We start from the raw sequence: 17,854 nt of genomic DNA, 5'->3' as shown, positions 1-17,854 counted from the left end.
CCCGCTGTTTGCAGTCGGGAGGTTTTGTTATATCTTCGCTGCCATCATGTTTGCTCATAGTGTGGCTATGCTTGTGTTATTTTGTACTTAGATGGTCCGGAAAGGAGGTGTGAACTGTATAGTGAGGCTGCTTAGCGAAAGCCGGAAGCTGTTAGGGTGTTTGGTAGTTTTTGTGGGGATCTGCCTACTGCTTGCCGGGTGCCGGGCCAGGCCGGTCACCGGGAAAACACCGCATAGCGAAGACGGTTATGCGATAACGGATGATAGCGGCTGTACCATGATGCTGGCGAAGAATCCAAAACGTATCGTGTCCTTAGCCTATAGCCTAGATGAGATATTGGTGGAACTTGAACATTATAATGATCCTTCCACAGATACGGCGGCTATTCGTAAAAATGCCCTGCGCAATAGTCTGGCCATATATGGTGCGTATACCTATGCCATGACGCCTGACTTTAGTACAACCCTGGGGCTGCGGGGGCATTTTATTGATGATTATGCGACAAGGCAAAATGTCTTTTTGCCGCAAATCCAGACCCTTTATAAAATAAATGACAGTACTTCCTGGTATACCAATATTGGCAAGTCTTTTCAAATGCCGGCGCTCAACCAGTATTTTGCCAAACAGGATGCTGATTTAACAGAGAACGGTTTCGGTTTTTCTTTTTACCGGGACATGTGTGCCGGCTTAATTTTAATAAATTTGGGGGTAGGAAAATGATTAGGTACAGGACAGTGAAAAAATCCAGGAGAAGCCTGCTGTATGCAATGGTGGCAAGCGCGGTATTATGCCAGTTCCCCGCTGTTGTTCAGGCTGAGGACCAGGAATTTTCGTTTGATCAAGTGGTGGTTACCGCTAACCGTATGCCGGTGAAAGCATCGGAGACGGCAGCCAATGTAACGGTAATTACCGGCGAGGAAATTGAAAAAGGAAACTACCGGAATTTAGGCGAGATATTGCGGCATATTCCCGGGGTGAATATTGGGACATATGGCAGGCCGGGCAGTATCAGCGCTCCTTTTATTAACGGCAGCGAGCAGGTTGTGGTTATGATTGACGGCCGGCGTATGAATATGCCTAACGGCATTGGCGGTTTTGGTACAGCAACAACAAATTTGACAAGTTTAGTCGGTATAGAAAATATTGACCGGATTGAAATCGTTAAAGGCGGCCGCTCGGCCTTGTATGGTGCGGACGCAGTTGGCGGCGTGATTAATATCATCACGAAAAAAGGCACAGACAATAAGACTACAGTTACGACTTCAGGCGGAAACTGGAACAGCCGCAATTATGCCATGACGAATCAGGGAAAAGACGGCGATTTTAGCTGGTTTTTCAGCGCCGACAAAAAACATGTAGGCAATTATACCGATGGCAGCGGGAAAACAGTGAATTATACAGGGGTTGACCAAAACGCGTATACCTTTAGAGTGGACGATAAGCTGGGCAATGGTGATTTGACCGTGGCCTATGAATATTTTAAGGTTGACGACGACGGGAGTGCTGTCGATGGTTATAATACCACCAAGCAGCATAACTGGGATATTACCTACAAGGAAAAAACTTCGACCAATACGGATTATCAACTCAAGGTGTACCAGAATGCTTCCCACCGGTTTAATGTCAGTGATGATCATGATGTACGGATTAAAGGCTTCAACTATCAGGTTAATACAAAACTAAGCGACAAGCATCTGTTATCATCAGGAATCGACTGGCGCAAGGATGAAATCCAGAGTTCAGCCTATGGCAGTAAGGATAATACGGTAAAGGGAATTTACCTGCAGGATAAATGGGACATTTCTCAAAAATTTAGTGTAACTCCCGGGTTCCGTTATGATGATAATGGTGTGTACGGCGAGCGGTCGACGCCGCATATGGCGGCCAATTATAAAGCCAGCGACAAAACCACGTATTATGCATCCTGGGGAAAGGTCTTCCATGCGCCGCGGTTTGATGATTTGTACTGGCCGCATAAGGTAGAACAATATACATATAATTCAAAAACCTATACCGATATCTATGACGGCAATCCGGATTTAAAACCGGAAACCGGCTGGAATATGGAGTTTGGTATCAATCATAAATTTGACGATACTACCGAAGGAAAAATTTCATATTTTAAACGGCAACTAACAGATGCCATTAATTGGCAGGATATTGGCACCGATGTTTATAATTCGCATTGGGTACCGTCCAATGTTGATAAACAAAAAGCCGATGGGATTGAACTGCAGGTAAGCAAGCAGTTGACTTCTACACTCAAAGGCTTTGTCGGCTTTACCTATATGGATGTCCAAAATAAAACCGGTAGCGCGGACTATGCGCGCGATCCTAATGTTCCTAAAAAGACCTGGAATATTGGGGCGTCTTACGTGGATGAAAAGCTTAGCGTCGATATCAAGGGGACCGCTGCCTTTGACCGGATAAACCCTAAATATTATAACTATATTGAGAAAAGCTACTGGGTATGGGATGCGGATATTAACTGGAAATTCAGCAAGGAATATACGGCTTTTCTTACCGTTAATAACATTTTTGACAAGTATTATAACAATTATGCCGCTAATAGCACGTATCCTTGCGGCGGGCGAAACTATGTCGTAGGGGTAAAAGCGGTATTTTAAGCTGGTCGGCATGCCTATCCAATCAAATAAAATATTGACAAAATAGGTAATTAATGATAATTTAAACTTAAATACGGTTCATCAATTTCATAAAAGTAAGACAGGTGCCCTAAGGGGCTTAATAGGGAAGATCGGTTAAAAGCCGGCGCGGTCCCGCCACTGTAATGGGGAGTGAACCCAAGGATATGCCACTGGGACAAGAGTCCTGGGAAGGTTTGGGAAAACTATGATCCAGAGCCAGGAGAACTGCCTGTTTAAGATCGCCGCTTTACCCACGAGTGATGGGGAGGAGATTACAGATGCATTAGCTTATGGTGGAGCTTATTCCCAGTAAGTGTGCTTTTTGACTGAATTTACTCCTGGTCATGGACCAGGAGTTTTTATTTGGTTTATACTGAGGAATTCTCCCGGTTGCGTAAGCAGTCGGGAATTTCTTACCCCATCAGAAAGTATAAGATTCATTATTTAACCTAGGGGATAAGAAAAATATTAGGCTTCTGCCGTCCTGAAGGGCTTGGCACAAGCGTTATTTTAGCATAGAGGATGTTTTTGGCACGTTGTATATAGCAAGAAAAAGGCAGGTGTTTTTATTGAAAAGACTAGTAGTGTTAGTTCTGTTTGTATTGGTAACGGCCAATCTATCCCTGGGGTTTGCCGCCGGCAAGAAAGCGGAAGCCGAAATTAACCAAGAACGTATCGCGGCTTGCACCCGGTCGATTGCGGCTGATCCCCATGCGGTTACAGCCTATATAGAGAGGGGGAAAGCCTATGAAGAGGACAAGCAGTTTACCTTGGCCATTGCCGATTATGCGCAGGCGATTCAATTGGATCCCCAAAATATACAGGCCTATGCGGTACGGGGAAGAGTTTATTCTGAAACTAAGCAGTATGATGCGGCGGCGGCTGATTATACCAAGATTATAGAAATGGCTCCCGGCAATATCGACGCCCATTTCCGGCGGGGGATATGTTATTACTATCTGGGGCAGTATGAGCTTGGAATTAATGATTTGGATCAGGTAATTGTCGTACAGCCTAAGCATGCGGGCGCATATTTAGTGAAAGGGGTATGCTATCAAAAGCTGGATCGCCCGGATGAGGCTATTCAAGCTTATAAAAGCTTACTGGCTAATGTTCCGGTTGAAAAACAGACGCGGGAAGCCATAACGGTGGCAAAAAATATGCTGAAAAAGTTGGGGGTTGAGCCATAAGGATAAAGTAAAGCAAGCATAGGTTTAGTAGCATAATAGTATATAAATAGGAGAGGCTAAGAAATTATGCAAAAAAAGATTGCCTTTTACGGTAAGGGCGGTATTGGCAAGTCTACGACTGCCGCCAATGTATCGGCAGCGTTGGCGGAAAACGGCTATCAGGTCTGCCAAATTGGTTGTGATCCCAAGAATGATTCAACGCGGCTCTTATTAGGGCGGGTTTGCAAGCAAACGGTTCTTGATATGGTGAAAAAATACGGCGAAGAGGTAAAACCCGAGCAAATTGTGCATACCGGTTTTGGTGGTGTACATTGCGTGGAGGCGGGAGGGCCTGAACCGGGGGTAGGCTGCGCCGGCCGCGGCATTATTGTGGCGCTGGAAAAGCTGAAAGCCTTGCAGGCTTTGCCTGAGGAAGCCATTGTCCTGTATGATGTACTGGGAGATGTGGTGTGCGGCGGTTTTGCCGTACCCATACGGGAAGGTTACGCAACCGATATCTATATTGTTTCCTCCGGCGAGCTTATGTCTCTTTATGCTGCCAATAATATTGCCAAGGGAGTGGCCCGCTATGCCGCGCGGGGACCGGTACGGCTTGGCGGTATTATTGGCAACAGCCGCGGGCTTGCTAATGAACAAGCCCTGCTGCAGCAATTTGCCGAACGGTTAAATACCAGGCTGGTTGCCTATATTCCCCGGGACCGCACTGTCAATAAGGCCGAAATTCATCGTAAGACGGTAATAGAATTTGCGTCAACTGCGCCGCAAGCCGCGGTTTATCGGCAGTTAGCCAATTTTATTTGTGAAAATCAGGAATTAACTGTGCCAACCCCCCTGGCTTTTGAAGATTTAGAAGAGTTAGTGCTTGCCTATGGTGATGAATAAGCAGGCCGCAACCGTTTGCAAGCGGGGATATAGCTGTACGATGCCGGGGGTTTGGCGGGCTGTCTCCCATAATGAAGGGGCGGTGGTCATCTATCATAGTCCGAAAGCATGCGGCCATATTGGCAGGGAAATGGATCTGGGCATGCATTTCCGTTCATTGGTAGAGCGGCAATTTTGTCCCGAACAGTATGCGGCGCCGCTTATCATCAGCGGCCTGCAGGCAGAACATTCTGTTTTCGGCGGAGCTGAACTGCTGAGAAAATGCATTGAGTATGCAGCCCGCAGATACAAACCTAAGTATATTTTGATTGCCAATTCCTGTGTAGCCGGCGTAATTGGCGACGATACGGCGGCTGTCGCCAGTGATGCCGAGGCGGACCTCAGGCTACCGGTTATGTCGGTGCCTTGCTACGGTTATCTTGACGGCGATTATTACACCGGTTTTTATCATGCGGGCATAAAGTTGGCAGAACGGTTTATGACCCGGCAGCCCAAGCTGAGTCATACGGTTACTTTATTAGGTGACCGCGGGGGACCGAGTGGAACTGATGTGCAGGAATTTAAGCGGATGTTTGCCTATTTCGGGCTGATAGTACATAGCCATTTCCCGGCTTTCGCATCATTGGAAGATATCAAGCGGGTGCCGTGTTCGGCAATGACGATACCCCTTAGTGGTACAAAAATGTCTTATCCATGGATTCGCAAGCTAGGAATGAAATTGGATGAATTGCTAAGCATACCGTTTTTTGACGGTGATGATCCAACTGGCTGGCAAGCGACAAGCGGGTGGTTGACAGAGCTTGGCCGGTTTCTTCAGCAGGAACAGGCAGCCGCAGTGGCTGTTGAAATGGAAAGAACGCGGTTAACCAGGCATATAGCCGAATGCGGCCCGTTATTGAAAGGCAAGAAAATAGTGCTGTGCATCGGCCGGCCCCTGACTTATTTTGACCCGGCGTGGGTGTTGGAGTTGATCTCTCTTTATGGGATAATTGTAATAGGTGTTGCCGTATTAGATGAGATGCTTACCAAAAAACAAGAATGCAATTTGCGTCAGGAACTGCGCCAGCAAAAAGAGATTTTTTGCTTTTCGCGGTCAGAAGGCAATGCAGTATTATTTGAAGCAGCCGACTTTGTTATTACCACTCACGAATTGCCTGATGTACGCAAGAAACAACTTTTTCTGCCGCTCTTACCACTGGCCGGAGTAGGCGGAATCATCACCTTAATGACAAAATTGGTCCAGCTTGCACAGCGGCATGAGAGAAGAGGTGGCATCCTGTATGTGTAATGAAGAGTGGAACGATGCGCGCTTTTTAGCGGAGGCATGCGCGCTTACGGGTTCCGCCGCCTTTTTTGCCGGTATTCCTGACGCCGTGCTAATCGCCAACGGCCCCATGTGGTGCTACTATTATGCCTTGCGTTACTTGCAAAAGCAGTGTCCGGAAATTAACGCTAGGTTTTACTGTACTCAGGCCGATAATCATGCGGTGATTTACGGTACGGAAGAATGTCTGCTGGAAACTTTGCAGATCATACGCCGGCAGACCAGACCGGCCGTTGTACTCATTGAAAATAGTTGTTCTGTCAGTTTGATTGGTGATGATATTGCAGGAATTGCCAGGCAAGCTGATTTACCTTGTCCGGTGGTCTGTATGGACAGCGGCGGCATGGAGGGCGGTTTCGCTGCCGGTTACCGTAATGCGGCTAAAGCCTATTTCGATCAGATTGCGCTGACCCGGCCCCAAAATGTGCAAGCCAATGCTGTCAATTTGCTGGGAGGTACGGTCGGTTATTACCGGGGTGCGAGTGATGTGCGGGAACTTGAGCGGATGCTCAAGCGGGCAGGCTATCAAGTGCTGGCCTGCCCGGGCGCAGGCAGCAGTACTGGGGAAATAACCGCTATGGCCCAAGCAGCGCTCAATATTGTTGTCCATGATGAATTGGGGTTGGATTTGGCCAACATGTTACAGGAACGATATGGAATGCCCTATGTGACATTAGCGTTGCCTTACGGTCTGCAGGGATCTTTTGCCTGGCTGGAAACCATTAGACAGCATCTGACACCTACAGATTGCGATTTTTCCGAGGTTAGTCAGGAGGTTAAAAGACTGGAACGCAAACAACAGGCTGCCGAATTGGAAATGCAGCGCATCTGGGGCGACTTATGGTTTGCCAAGACGCTCATTGCCGCTCCGGCTTCGGTTGCGGTTGCCATGGCGGTGGCTGTCCGCACTGAATGGCTGGATACCGGCAGACTGACGGTAGTATCGTATGACCGGCGGCCGGCTCATATTGCCACCGAGGGATATATCGATGCTTTTTTAGATGCTGCCGGCGACAGTCAGCTCATTGAGCAGGAATTGACGGCGCTGACCGGCGGATTGCTGTTAGGGAGCAGTAATGAAAGAGCTATATTGCAGCAACGGTCGGTGGCAGATGCAGTTTATCTGAATATCGCCTTACCGGTCTATGATGAGGTTCAACTTTGTGACTGGCCTTTAATGGGGTTCCGTGGGGCATGCTATCTGACAGAGAGCCTCTGGAACCGGCATATTGCGAATTGTCAGCGAAGATAATACGATATAAGGTACCTGATAATAGATAAGAAGGACTGAATGTTATGACAGGCAGGATTAAAAATAAAGCAGTTTTTTTTGCTTGCATGCTTGTGCTGCTATTGATGATTGTTTTATTATCGTTGCTTTGGGGACAAATCAATGTGCCTGTTACCGCTGCTTTGGCCGTTATTGGGAAACAGCTGCATCTTACAGGTGCAGAAGGGGTAGCTGTTACGCAGGAACAGGTTTCGGTTATTTGGCATATACGTATGCCAAGGACTTTGGTAGGAATCCTGGTAGGCGCAGCGTTAGCTGTCTCCGGGGCCGTGATGCAGGGGGTATTTGGCAATTCGCTTGCCGATCCGGGAATCATCGGGGTATCAAGCGGCGCAGCGTTAGGAGCCGTTATCGCGATTGCTTTAGGAGTGACGGCCAGCGGGATTTTTTATATGCCCTTCTTTGCTTTGGCAGGCGCACTGTTGGCGGTCGGGCTGACGGTTTTTCTGGCAATGCGGGATGGTAAAATTCCGGTCATGGTATTGTTGCTGGCCGGCGTGGCGGTAAGCATGCTGCTGGGAGCATTAACTTCGGGAATATTGACCTTTATGAATGAGTACCGGCTACGGGAATTCTTGTTCTGGATGGTAGGGGGGCTGGATTACCGCCGCTGGGACCATGTTTATCTGGCGGTAGGACCGGTGGTAATCGGTATTCTTATTCTGTGTTTACTGGCCAGGCACCTCAATATTCTGGCATTAGGCGAACAGGAAGCACGGGCCGTGGGAGTTTCGGTGGCGTTTTTTCGGTTATTGCTGCTGGTTGTTGCTGCCGTGACAACGGCAACGGCGGTATGTGTCAGTGGTACAATTGGCTTCGTTGGCTTGGTCGTGCCGCATATTATGCGTCTGTTGCTCGGGCCCGAACACCGCACCTTGCTGCCTGCCTGTGCGTTGGCCGGCGGCTTGTTTTTGGTCGCCTGCGATACGCTGGGACGCATCATAATGCCGCCCTCTGAAATCCGGGTTGGGATTATGACGGCGTTAGTGGGAGCGCCTTATTTTCTGTACCTGTTGCGTAAGGCTCAGAAAGGGGGCGGGTTATCATGAAGAAAGCCGGGCAAGTGGCATTGGAAGTTTTGAACATCGCTGTTGCTCTAGGGAGCAAAACCATTCTGCACGATATTTCTTTTGCCGCAAAACCAGGAGAATTTATCGGTATTATCGGGCCGAACGGCGTCGGCAAAAGCACCTTGCTGCGCAGCTTACGCGGTATGTGTGCCGTAGCGTCCGGCGAAGTCAGAATGTATGGCCGGCCAATACTGGCTATGAGCGAAAAAGAATTGGCGCAACATGTCGCGTATATGCAGCAGGAAGTTAATGTCGGCTTTGGTTTTACGGCCCGTGAGGTAGTACTGACCGGACGCTATCCTTACCTGAAATGGTGGCAAAGCGAGCAGAAACAGGATTATGCGATCGCTCAGAAGTATATGGTGTTTACCGGCGTCGATAAGTTGGCGGAGAAACCGGTGCAGCAGGTATCCGGCGGGGAACGGCAGCGTATTCTGCTGGCCAAGGTATTGGCGCAGGAGACACCGCTGATCTTTCTGGATGAGCCGACAGCCAGCCTGGATTTGGTATATCAGGAAGAAATATTCCGCTATTGCCGGATTATGTGCCAAGAAGGCAAGACTGTACTTATTATCGCTCATGATATCAAACAGGCGGCCAAGTTTTGTTCCCGGCTGATTCTGCTGGCTGACGGTACTGTGCTGGCGGACGGAAAACCCCAAGAAGTGATCACCAAGGAAAATCTTGAAAAAGCCTATGGTTTGCACTCAGCGGTTTTCATCAATAAAGTAACAGGTAATCTGGATATTCATACCTACGAGGCCGCCGGTACGACCACAAGGCAGAGAGCGGTTCACGTGATTGGCGGCGGTGGCTCTGCGGGAAAAATACTGCGGCTCTTGTACGAAAGTGCCTATACGTTAAGCGGGGGAGTTTTCCAACAAGGGGACACCGATGCCGATATAGCGTTGGCATTTGGTATAGCGGCTATTGTTGGCCAGCCTTTTTGTGAAATTGAAAAAATACAGGCGAAAGAAAATCGGGAAAAGATTCTTGCGGCTGATTTTACTGTGCTTTGCAATTTATGTTATGGACAGCAGAATTTCGATAATCTGGAAGCTGCTTTTGTCGCCAGGAAACTGATTGTGATTGAGGATACGCCCATCGAAGAGCGGGATTATACCGGCGGTAAAGCTACCACGGTATACAGGAACCTGCTCAAATTGCAGCAGGTCGTTGTCATGAATTCGCAGCAGTTTGCAGAGCAGTTGGCAGCCGGAGAAGGCTTTTATCCTGTGCCTGATTAGCCAGGAGGAGTATGTAATGCGGCAATATAGTAAATGTCAATATGTTCCTAAGAATTGGCCGGTAGATAGCGTTGATGATTTTGGACCAATAAGAAAAAAGACACCTTGTTTTACTAATATCGCGTTGCCGGTAACGCCTCTGCCTTATCTTGAGGGATGCTTCAAGGCAAGACAAATGGCTTGCTTCGGAAAAAAATGCTGGCTATAACACAAATAAATACAAGAAAGAGAGGATGAATTACATGCCGGAAACAAAAGGTTTGATTATCGTAAACACCGGAAATGGCAAAGGAAAGACGACCGCTGCCTTAGGGTTGGGGCTCAGGGCCTGGGGGCAGGGACTTAGGGTGTTGGTTCTGCAATTTATTAAAGGAAATTGGAAGTATGGCGAATTGCAGGCAGCCGAAAGGATGGGGGCTGATTTTGTCATCCGCCAATTGGGCGAAGGTTTCGTAAGAAACATCAAAGATGATGACCGGGCTGACCACAAAGCAGCAGCCGAACATGCGTTGCGTGATGCAAAAACTGAAATCATGTCCGGTAAATGGGACATGATTATCCTGGATGAAATTAATTATGCAATTATGTTCGGCTTGATTCAAGTGGACGAAGTCCTGCAATTGCTGGCAATGAAACCGGAGTCTTTGCATCTGGTGCTTACCGGTCGCGAAGCGCGGCAGGAGATTATTGACAAAGCGGATTTGGTTACAGAAATGAAAGAAATAAAACATCCGCTGAAACAGGGAATTAAAGCCCAAAAAGGCATAGAGTATTGATGAGCATTAAAGCGCAGCGGATGCCTGGGGTTGTTCAAAGCAACGCCAGTCGCCTGTACCATTTAACTCTAAAATTCGGCGATGGTGAACTTTTAGTGAATCTCTATGGCCAATACTGATTAACGATGAGTGGGGTAATTTTTCTCTAAGTACCTGGTATATTTGTGCTTCTGTGTCAGCGTCAATACAGGCAGTGATTTCATCGAGAAATAGCCATTTAGGTTGATGGATGAAGGCTCTGACAAGCGCAAGGCGTTGGAGTTCACCGAGCGAAAGGGTTTTGGACCAGTCTGCTTCCATGTCCAGTTGTGAGAGCAAGCCGTTTAATTTGCAGATAGTGAGCGCTTCTTTTATCTTTGTGTCCGGAATGAGGTCAGCTTTTTGCGGGTAGAGAACAACATTGCGCAGGGAGTCTACGGGGAGGTAGGGCTTTTGTGGAAGAAACAGTACACCGCTGTGGGACGGAAGGGAGATTCGCCCGTCGAAATAGGGCCAAATTCCGGCCAGGGTCTGCAGCAGTGTGCTTTTTCCACAACCGGAAGGACCGGTAATAAGCAAGCTGTCACCAGCAGTGACTTCTAGGGAAAGCTTGTTTATCAAAATGTGGCCGGCTGGTGAAAATATAGAAAGCTCTTTGGTTAGTAGTGTGTTATGATTACAAATAGATAACGTTTTTTTATTCATTTGTTCCAGTGATTTGAGTTGAGCGTAAAACAGCCGGAGACGATCCGTTACAGCGCGCCATTGGGCAAATTTTCCGAAGCTTTCAATGATATAGGACAATGCGGAATGAACATACCAATAGGCACCGGCTATTTCAAAGAGTTGGCCAAGTTGTAATTCATCATTGAAATATCTGGGTGACGCAATCAAAAAGGCAAAAACAGTAGACAACTGCGTATAGGCTGAAGATATCCAGGTTATATTTCTTGTTGTTTTAATCATAGCAAGGTAGGTTGCAATAATGCGTGAAAAATTCTTGAACAGGCTGTTCTTTTCCCAGCAAGCTCCTCTATATAATGCAATGCATTCTGCATATTCTTTGACTCGCACTAATTTATACCGGAAATCCGCCTCGTTGCTTTGTTGAATATTGTTTAGAATCATGAGTGGCCGCCCTATTTTGACGGTTATCCAGGTTCCAAAAGCGGAATAAAGCAGGGCCGACCAAACTAAATATCCTGGAATTATATAAGGTGTACCAAACAAAAGTATGGTTAGGTCTCCTGACAATTTCCAAAGGACAGCTGAAAATATGACAAGGGTTACTAAATGGCGCAGTAAGCCTACCGCTAAATCGAGCGAATGGGTAACGAAAAGCTGAATGTCTTCTTCAATTCGTTGGTCAGGATTATCGATAGGAGTGGCAGTGAATTTTATACGAAAGTAAGTTTGATTATGGAGCCAGAGAGATATATATGTATTTGTTAGCCACTGTCGCCAGCATATTTGCAGCAGCATCTTACTATGAGTCTGCCAGCCTGATGTTGTAACTAAAATAGAAGTTATTATGACAAATTGCACTAAATCCTGGAAAAAACCAGACAGGTTATGTTGTTGCAAATGGTTATAGAAGTCTACCTGCCAGTTGTTGAGTTGCATATTTAAAAAAGCAAGCAGGCCTGTGCAAAAAACTAGGAAAAGGGATAATATCCATGCTTTTGGCGCTACGGCCGACAACCAATAGGAAAGTGCCAGCTTTACCAAAGTAACTTCTCCTCTCAGTAGGAAGCTAGAGTGTTATAAAAGGCAGATATGGCATGTATATGCGAATAGTATGTAAGATATACAAAATAACTAAGCGAGGATCTTAGTATGCTGCAACTTGTAAATATATCGAACTATACTACGGATAATGAATTGTTTGGGAATAGTCCGGAACGGCTGCAGGCTTTTTTATCACGGTATAATCTGGACGGATTGGAAATGATGTTTTGTTCTCCCTGGGATGCAAAGTTTCATAAGCGGGAATGGATGCAGGGCTGTCATCTGCGCTTTTGGCCCTGGTGGCTGGACTTTTGGCGCGGTGACCAGGAAGTGCTGCTTCGTCAGTTTGGCAGTCAGGAAAGCATAAACGAATGCTATGGAGGGCCGACCCGTGAAGCGTGGCTGGCTATCTATCGTGATAATATACGGTCCGCCCAACAGGCAGGCGTAAAATACCTGGTATTGCATGTTAGCCATACCCGGGTGTCGGAGTTATTTAACTGGAATTTTAGTGCAACCAGCAGGGAAGTGATTGAAGCAACGATAGAAGTCGTTAATGCGCTGGCACCGGAGATTCCTCAGGATATTACCCTGTTATTCGAAAATTTGTGGTGGCCGGGTTTGACGCTTACCGATGCAAATTTGACAGCTATGCTGCTGGAGGGCGTTTCTCACCGCAACATTGGGATAATGCTTGATACCGGTCATTTAATGAATACCAATCCTGACTTAACTACAGAAGCGGAAGGAGTCAGCTATATCCTAAATACTATCAAAAATTTAGGCAGCTATGCGCAATATGTCAAAGGGATTCATTTAAACAAGTCGTTATCGGGAAAGTACGTTCGTTCCAGTCAAAACGTACAGAACTTTAAAGATAACTATGATATGGAAGAGGTAATGAATCATGTCCTCAAGATTGATGAACACAGGCCGTTTACTACCTCAGCCGCTCAGCGCATTATTGATTTTGTGCGCCCGGAGTTTCTCGTGCATGAGTTTATCTATAGAAACAGGGCTGAATGGGAGCAAAAATTGGTTCGGCAGCAAAAAGTACTCACTTTGAGAAAAATGGCAATATAACCAAGACAATTTTCGCTAGGATTCCTCATTATGGAACATTTTGGATTGACAGCCTTTTAATAGCGAGGCTATACTAAGGTTATAGGAAGTCTAATAAAGATTTTCTTCTGACAGGGTGTTAGTAACGCTCCACCGCTGGCGCTTGACTTCCGCTTCCTGCCGGTAAATCTTTATTGGGTACTATATAGCAGTCTGAAAATCTTGTAAAATTGATTTTCAGGTAAGGTTATTGTTTAATATAATAAATTTGGCATGAAACTGCAAAAGAGGATCTTTTGTTGTTTTATGCCTCTATTTGTTTATTAACCAGAACGATGTGAGAGGTGAGAGGGTGAAATGCATGTATTGCTTTTCGACAGTGGAGGAATTTGCCCAATTGCGTGAAGCTGTTCGAAAGAAACTTAAAGAAATGCTGGCTACAGGTGTGGATGCATTCTTCGTTGCGATTAACGAGGCTGTAAATAATGCCATTTTTCATGGCAATAAACAAGATAAAACAAAAAAAGTACAGCTAACAATAAATAGTATGCCAGGGGAAGTCCGGGTTATCGTCCGGGATGAAGGCCAGGGATATACGCCGGTGAATGGTAATGGAGAAGAAGGGTTGCGGGAAACCGGACGAGGTATTGAAATTATCAGGCATTGCGTAGACCAGTATTACTTTAATTCAGAACCAAGCGAAGTGGTTTTAATTAAAAAAACTGGGAGACTCGTCAGATGCGTATGAAAAAAATTAAAGAAAAGGGGTGTTTATTCCATGCAAATCGATACCAGTATTGTCAATAATCAAGTTATCGTCAATTTGTCAGGAGAACTGTATGTTGAAGGCGCAGAAATTCTTAGGGAAAAACTTATCAGATATATGGAAGAAGGGCAAAATCACTTCTGGATAAAGATGGATAAAGTTGACTACATTGACAGCTCCGGGCTTGGTGTATTAGTTTCCATACACAAGCGGACACGGCAAAGCAACGGCAGCCTGGTAATTAGTGGCGTGACCGGCTTTGTTAAAGAATTATTTGAGTTAACCCGTTTAAATAAAGTATTTGACATGCAGTAGCCAACCCAAGGGGATGTGGAAATGAGTACTAGGGAAAAGCCGGAGATGTGCGAGTATTGCCAACGTTTTGATCTATTAAATATGATCAACGACGCTATATTGTTAGTGGATGCCAAGACGGATGCTGTTATATTTATGAACCACAAGGCCTTGCACATGTATCGTTATGGGATTCAGGAAGTCGTGGGCCTGTCAATTATGGACTTAAGTCATGAGTCGCGGGAAACCGTCCGTGAAAAAGTAGAGATGGTGATTGAACAGGAAAAACGGGGGTATGTTTTTTCGGCGAATCATGTTAAAGGAGACGGTACTCTTTTTAAAGTGGAAATCAGTGCCCGCTACCTGGTTATGCATGGCAAGCCGGTTATTGCCGCGCTTGTAAGAGATGCGGCTATTGAAGACAAAATGCGTCAGGAAGTTGAAGTTGCCGGCAAAATTCAACGACTGCTCTTGCCAAGTGATTTGGAGACAGAACTATTTTCTTTAAAAACTGTTTATCAGCCGCTGCACGGTTTGAGCGGTGATTTATATGATATTCAATATGATAATAACAATCAAACTCTCTATGGGATTATTCTCGACGTGATGGGGCATGGAATCACCGCCACCAGCCAAGGGGGGATTCTGCGCTACCTCTTTCGTCAGGCAATCGAGAAACATATAGCGATTGGTGACAAATTAGCCTGGATTAACAATGAAGTGATGCCGTTTTTTAGTTGTGGTGGCTTTGCGGCCGCCTTACTGTTTGCATTTAACTTTAAAAATAAGACAATGACATATTCTTCGGCGGGAGTCAGTCATTTTATCCGCTTAAGTACTAAAGGCGCAAGGGTGATAAAGAGTCCTGGCCTGTTTTTAGGCATTAACGAAAATGAGGCCTATGACGAAGGGGTGTTAACCTTTCACGCAGGCGATAGTTTTTTCTTTTTGACTGACGGGCTATTTGAAATGCTGGCACAACCTATAGCTCGTTCACATACCTTTGCAACCATGTATGAACTGTGTAAAAGCCTGTCAACTAACAAAGCAATCAAGGATGATGCTTCAGGGGTTGGAATAGTAATTCGGTAATTTATGTTCATGCTATATATTCGGCATTAAAGAAGTTTGCAGGCGCAGGCGGCTGGTGTATGAAGAGCAAAAATCTTTAGCACGTTGTATATAGATGGGCGGTTGGATGAATTAGGGGTGAGTTTGTTGAAAACAAAATTGAGTTTTAAATTTGCGGTGAGTTTTGGCACTATTTTATTACTTATATTGATTATGGCTTGTAGTTCTTTTATCAATATGCAACATTCCAAGGCTGATTTAATAAAAATCGATGAAGCGAATAAGCGGATGTCGCTGGCCGATGATGTTGCAGTACAGTATAAGGCAACGATAGCAGCCATTCGGGGTTATGCCGCTTATGGTGAAACCGCATACTTGGGACAAATTGACAGTGGTTTTGAAAACATGGTGGCCGATGAAAAAGAACTGCTGACTATGGCGAGAGAAGATAAACGGCAGGAGGTTCAAAATGTAATTGATGATACAACTCAATATAAAGAAATCATTACCAAGGATTATATTCCGTTGGTTAAAGCCTATCATACTGCCAAGACGGCAGGTGATGCCGCTTTGGTATGGGAATATGAAATTAAACTAAACGAAATGACTAAACGGCTGGCACCATTGGATCAAGCAATTACCAACGATGTCGATGGTTTTGCCGAAAATAATGCTGCTCTTGCAAAAAGTCTAATTGATGACAGTAAAAATAGAGTAGATAACGTGAATTTGTTTTCTCTTGTCGTCAGCTTGGTTGTGCTGATCTTAGGATTGGTCATTGCTATAGTTTTGACGAAGACGATTAGGAACCCTATAATCGTCCTTACTGACGCTACTAAGAAATATGCGGCAGGAGATTTGCGGGATGCAATTGAGACTCATTCTTCTGACGAAATTGGAGAGTTAGGGCGTTCATTAAGTGTTATGCATAGCCATTTTGTCAGTATGATTACCGGAATTCGCTCGGCTTCGGAACAACTGGCTGCGGCCTCGGAGCAGACAGCGGCATCTATTGAAGAAGTTACATCCACAAGTGAATCAGTTTCTAAGAGTATGGAGCGCTTATCTGGTGAAGCAGAAAACGGTAACCAGTCTATGTTGGAAGCGTCACAGGCATTAGTTGAATTGTCCAGTCTAATTCAAATTGCTAAGAAAAAGGCAAATGATACGTGCAATAATTCGCAAGAAACATTAGCCGCAGCCGAAAATGGCCGGACAAAAGTCAACGAATCCGTGAGTAAGATGGACAATATTACCGCGCAAACGAAAAAATCCAGTCAGATTATCAGCGAATTAAGTGAATATTCTCAGCAAATTTCGCAGATTATTGATACCATTACCAGTATTGCTAAACAGACAAATCTTTTGGCACTCAATGCCGCAATTGAGGCCGCACGCGCCGGGGAACACGGGCGTGGTTTCGCGGTAGTGGCAGAGGAAGTTCGGCAACTGGCTGAACAGTCTAATCAGGGTGCGCAGGAAATTACCTCGCTGGTTCAAAAAGTTACTGAGAAAACGGAACTGGCTGTAGCGGCGATGGCACAAAATGTGACTGAAGTCGAGGGTGGAGTTACTACTGTCAATGAGGCGGGACTGGCTCTTGATAAGATATTGCAGGCAGTAACCCTTATGGCGCAAGAGGCCAAAGAGATTGGCGATGTTACTTCCGAGCAGGTTGCCAATTCGGATCAAATTGTAAAGTTAATCAACGATCTTTCCAGTGTGATTGAAACAGTAGCTGCGCATAGTGGGGAAGTGCTGGCATCCGATCAAGAACAATCTTCCGCCTTACAGACAGTGGCGGCTAGTGCAGAAGAGACAAGCGCAATGGCGAATGAATTAGAAAAATCGGTGGAGCAATTTGTAGTCTGATATAACACTTTATAATATTTTAAAGCGGCGCTTGCCGCTTTAAGGTATTATAAGAATTCATTAGATATGGGGTTCAGCGAATTATATTATTCAAAAAATTACCAGATGAAGATATATTGACACAATGAAAAGTCGTGTGGTAATATATATAAGTCGTCAGCGAACGACGATGTTCCCTGAAAACTGAACAATGTAAGTAATGCATCAAAAAGCCAGATGTGCGGTTGAATTATCATTTATGATAATTCAACGTCAATAAATAATTTCTTGATTTAAGAGCCAACAAATGGCTTCATAAGATAGCTGAGGTTCGACTGCTAATGCATCGAACATAAGCAGATACACGGCGCTTTAGCGTCGATGTAGTCGCTTAGTTAGATGTAGTGCATCTAACTTCCTAAATACTGCTTTTTTATGGAGAGTTTGATCCTGGCTCAGGACGAACGCTGGCGGCGTGCCTAACACATGCAAGTCGAACGGAATTTCGCGGGTTCGAGGTTCGAGAATTCGAGGATCGAAGTATGATGAAGCAATTGATAGATCAATTGCTAACATTAAAATCGAACTTCGAGCAATCGAACCTCGAACTAGCGAATTCAGTGGCGAACGGGTGAGTAACGCGTAGACAACCTGCCTCTAAGCTGGGGACAACA

16 protein-coding genes, 1 rRNA gene and 1 riboswitch are annotated in these 17,854 nt (G+C 45.7%); of the genes, 16 read left to right on the top strand and 1 reads right to left on the bottom strand.

Annotated features, from left to right (window positions below):
* The first annotated feature begins 109 nt into the window (after nucleotides 1-109).
* The 10 genes from BLR65_RS07575 (at nucleotide 110) to cobO (ending at nucleotide 10,429) form a co-directional block, all read left to right on the top strand.
* Nucleotides 110-721 carry a TonB-dependent receptor domain-containing protein gene (locus BLR65_RS07575; RefSeq protein WP_245692575.1) on the top strand — a complete coding sequence of 204 codons (612 nt, stop codon included), beginning with the start codon at nucleotides 110-112 and terminating at the stop codon, nucleotides 719-721.
* Entirely contained in the window at nucleotides 718-2,628 is a 1,911-nt protein-coding gene (locus BLR65_RS07570) for a TonB-dependent receptor plug domain-containing protein (protein WP_093793589.1), read from the top strand. The genes BLR65_RS07575 and BLR65_RS07570 overlap by 4 nt, the downstream gene beginning before the upstream one ends.
* Nucleotides 2,629-2,713: 85 nt before the next feature.
* Nucleotides 2,714-2,896, top strand: a riboswitch (cobalamin riboswitch).
* A 322-nt stretch (nucleotides 2,897-3,218) separates the two neighbouring features.
* A complete protein-coding gene (locus BLR65_RS07565; RefSeq protein ID WP_169716938.1) occupies nucleotides 3,219-3,839 on the top strand; it encodes a tetratricopeptide repeat protein in 621 nt (206 codons plus the stop codon).
* 66 nt (nucleotides 3,840-3,905) lie between these two features.
* Nucleotides 3,906-4,721 (top strand): nucleotide-binding protein, encoded by an 816-nt coding sequence (locus tag BLR65_RS07560; RefSeq protein WP_093793587.1) that lies wholly within the window; start codon nucleotides 3,906-3,908, stop codon nucleotides 4,719-4,721.
* Entirely contained in the window at nucleotides 4,708-6,009 is a 1,302-nt protein-coding gene (locus tag BLR65_RS07555; protein ID WP_093793586.1) for a nitrogenase component 1, read from the top strand. Before BLR65_RS07560 ends, BLR65_RS07555 begins: the two co-directional genes overlap by 14 nt.
* Nucleotides 6,002-7,297, top strand: a complete 1,296-nt coding sequence (locus BLR65_RS07550) for a nitrogenase component 1 (RefSeq protein WP_169716937.1) — start codon at nucleotides 6,002-6,004, stop codon at nucleotides 7,295-7,297. Before BLR65_RS07555 ends, BLR65_RS07550 begins: the two co-directional genes overlap by 8 nt.
* A gap of 44 nt (nucleotides 7,298-7,341) precedes the next feature.
* The gene (locus BLR65_RS07545) at nucleotides 7,342-8,385 is read left to right on the top strand and encodes a FecCD family ABC transporter permease (protein ID WP_093793584.1); all 1,044 of its coding nucleotides are present in this window, start codon (nucleotides 7,342-7,344) and stop codon (nucleotides 8,383-8,385) included.
* Entirely contained in the window at nucleotides 8,382-9,653 is a 1,272-nt protein-coding gene (locus tag BLR65_RS07540; protein WP_093793583.1) for an ABC transporter ATP-binding protein, read from the top strand. The genes BLR65_RS07545 and BLR65_RS07540 overlap by 4 nt, the downstream gene beginning before the upstream one ends.
* Before the next feature lie 16 nt (nucleotides 9,654-9,669).
* Entirely contained in the window at nucleotides 9,670-9,861 is a 192-nt protein-coding gene (locus BLR65_RS07535; protein ID WP_093793582.1) for a hypothetical protein, read from the top strand.
* Nucleotides 9,803-10,429: a cob(I)yrinic acid a,c-diamide adenosyltransferase gene (cobO, locus tag BLR65_RS07530; RefSeq protein WP_281241504.1), complete on the top strand. Its 627-nt coding sequence runs from the start codon at nucleotides 9,803-9,805 to the stop codon at nucleotides 10,427-10,429. Before BLR65_RS07535 ends, cobO begins: the two co-directional genes overlap by 59 nt.
* A gap of 6 nt (nucleotides 10,430-10,435) precedes the next feature.
* Here the strand turns inward: cobO and BLR65_RS07525 are convergent, their stop codons facing one another.
* Nucleotides 10,436-12,136: an ABC transporter ATP-binding protein/permease gene (locus BLR65_RS07525; protein ID WP_093793580.1), complete on the bottom strand. Its 1,701-nt coding sequence runs from the start codon at nucleotides 12,134-12,136 to the stop codon at nucleotides 10,436-10,438.
* 108 nt (nucleotides 12,137-12,244) lie between these two features.
* Here BLR65_RS07525 and BLR65_RS07520 point away from each other — a divergent pair, with 108 nt between their 5' ends.
* From BLR65_RS07520 to BLR65_RS07495, 6 genes are all read left to right on the top strand, one after another.
* On the top strand, nucleotides 12,245-13,219 hold the full coding sequence (locus BLR65_RS07520; RefSeq protein WP_093793579.1) for a sugar phosphate isomerase/epimerase family protein: 975 nt from the start codon (nucleotides 12,245-12,247) through the stop codon (nucleotides 13,217-13,219).
* 340 nt (nucleotides 13,220-13,559) lie between these two features.
* Nucleotides 13,560-13,946, top strand: a complete 387-nt coding sequence (locus BLR65_RS07515; protein ID WP_093793578.1) for an ATP-binding protein — start codon at nucleotides 13,560-13,562, stop codon at nucleotides 13,944-13,946.
* Between the two features lie 30 nt (nucleotides 13,947-13,976).
* Nucleotides 13,977-14,279, top strand: a complete 303-nt coding sequence (locus BLR65_RS07510; RefSeq protein WP_093793577.1) for an STAS domain-containing protein — start codon at nucleotides 13,977-13,979, stop codon at nucleotides 14,277-14,279.
* A gap of 21 nt (nucleotides 14,280-14,300) precedes the next feature.
* A complete protein-coding gene (locus BLR65_RS07505; RefSeq protein WP_093793576.1) occupies nucleotides 14,301-15,350 on the top strand; it encodes a SpoIIE family protein phosphatase in 1,050 nt (349 codons plus the stop codon).
* Nucleotides 15,351-15,476: 126 nt separating this feature from the next.
* Nucleotides 15,477-17,201, top strand: coding sequence for a methyl-accepting chemotaxis protein (locus BLR65_RS07500; RefSeq protein WP_245692565.1), 1,725 nt, complete (start codon nucleotides 15,477-15,479; stop codon nucleotides 17,199-17,201).
* A gap of 411 nt (nucleotides 17,202-17,612) precedes the next feature.
* Nucleotides 17,613-17,854, top strand: a 16S ribosomal RNA gene (locus BLR65_RS07495); the annotation flags it as partial.

The organism is Sporomusa acidovorans (assembly GCF_900101845.1).
Taxonomy (GTDB): Bacteria; Bacillota; Negativicutes; order Sporomusales; family Sporomusaceae; genus Sporomusa; species Sporomusa acidovorans.
This window is presented reverse-complemented; position numbering and strand designations above follow the sequence as displayed.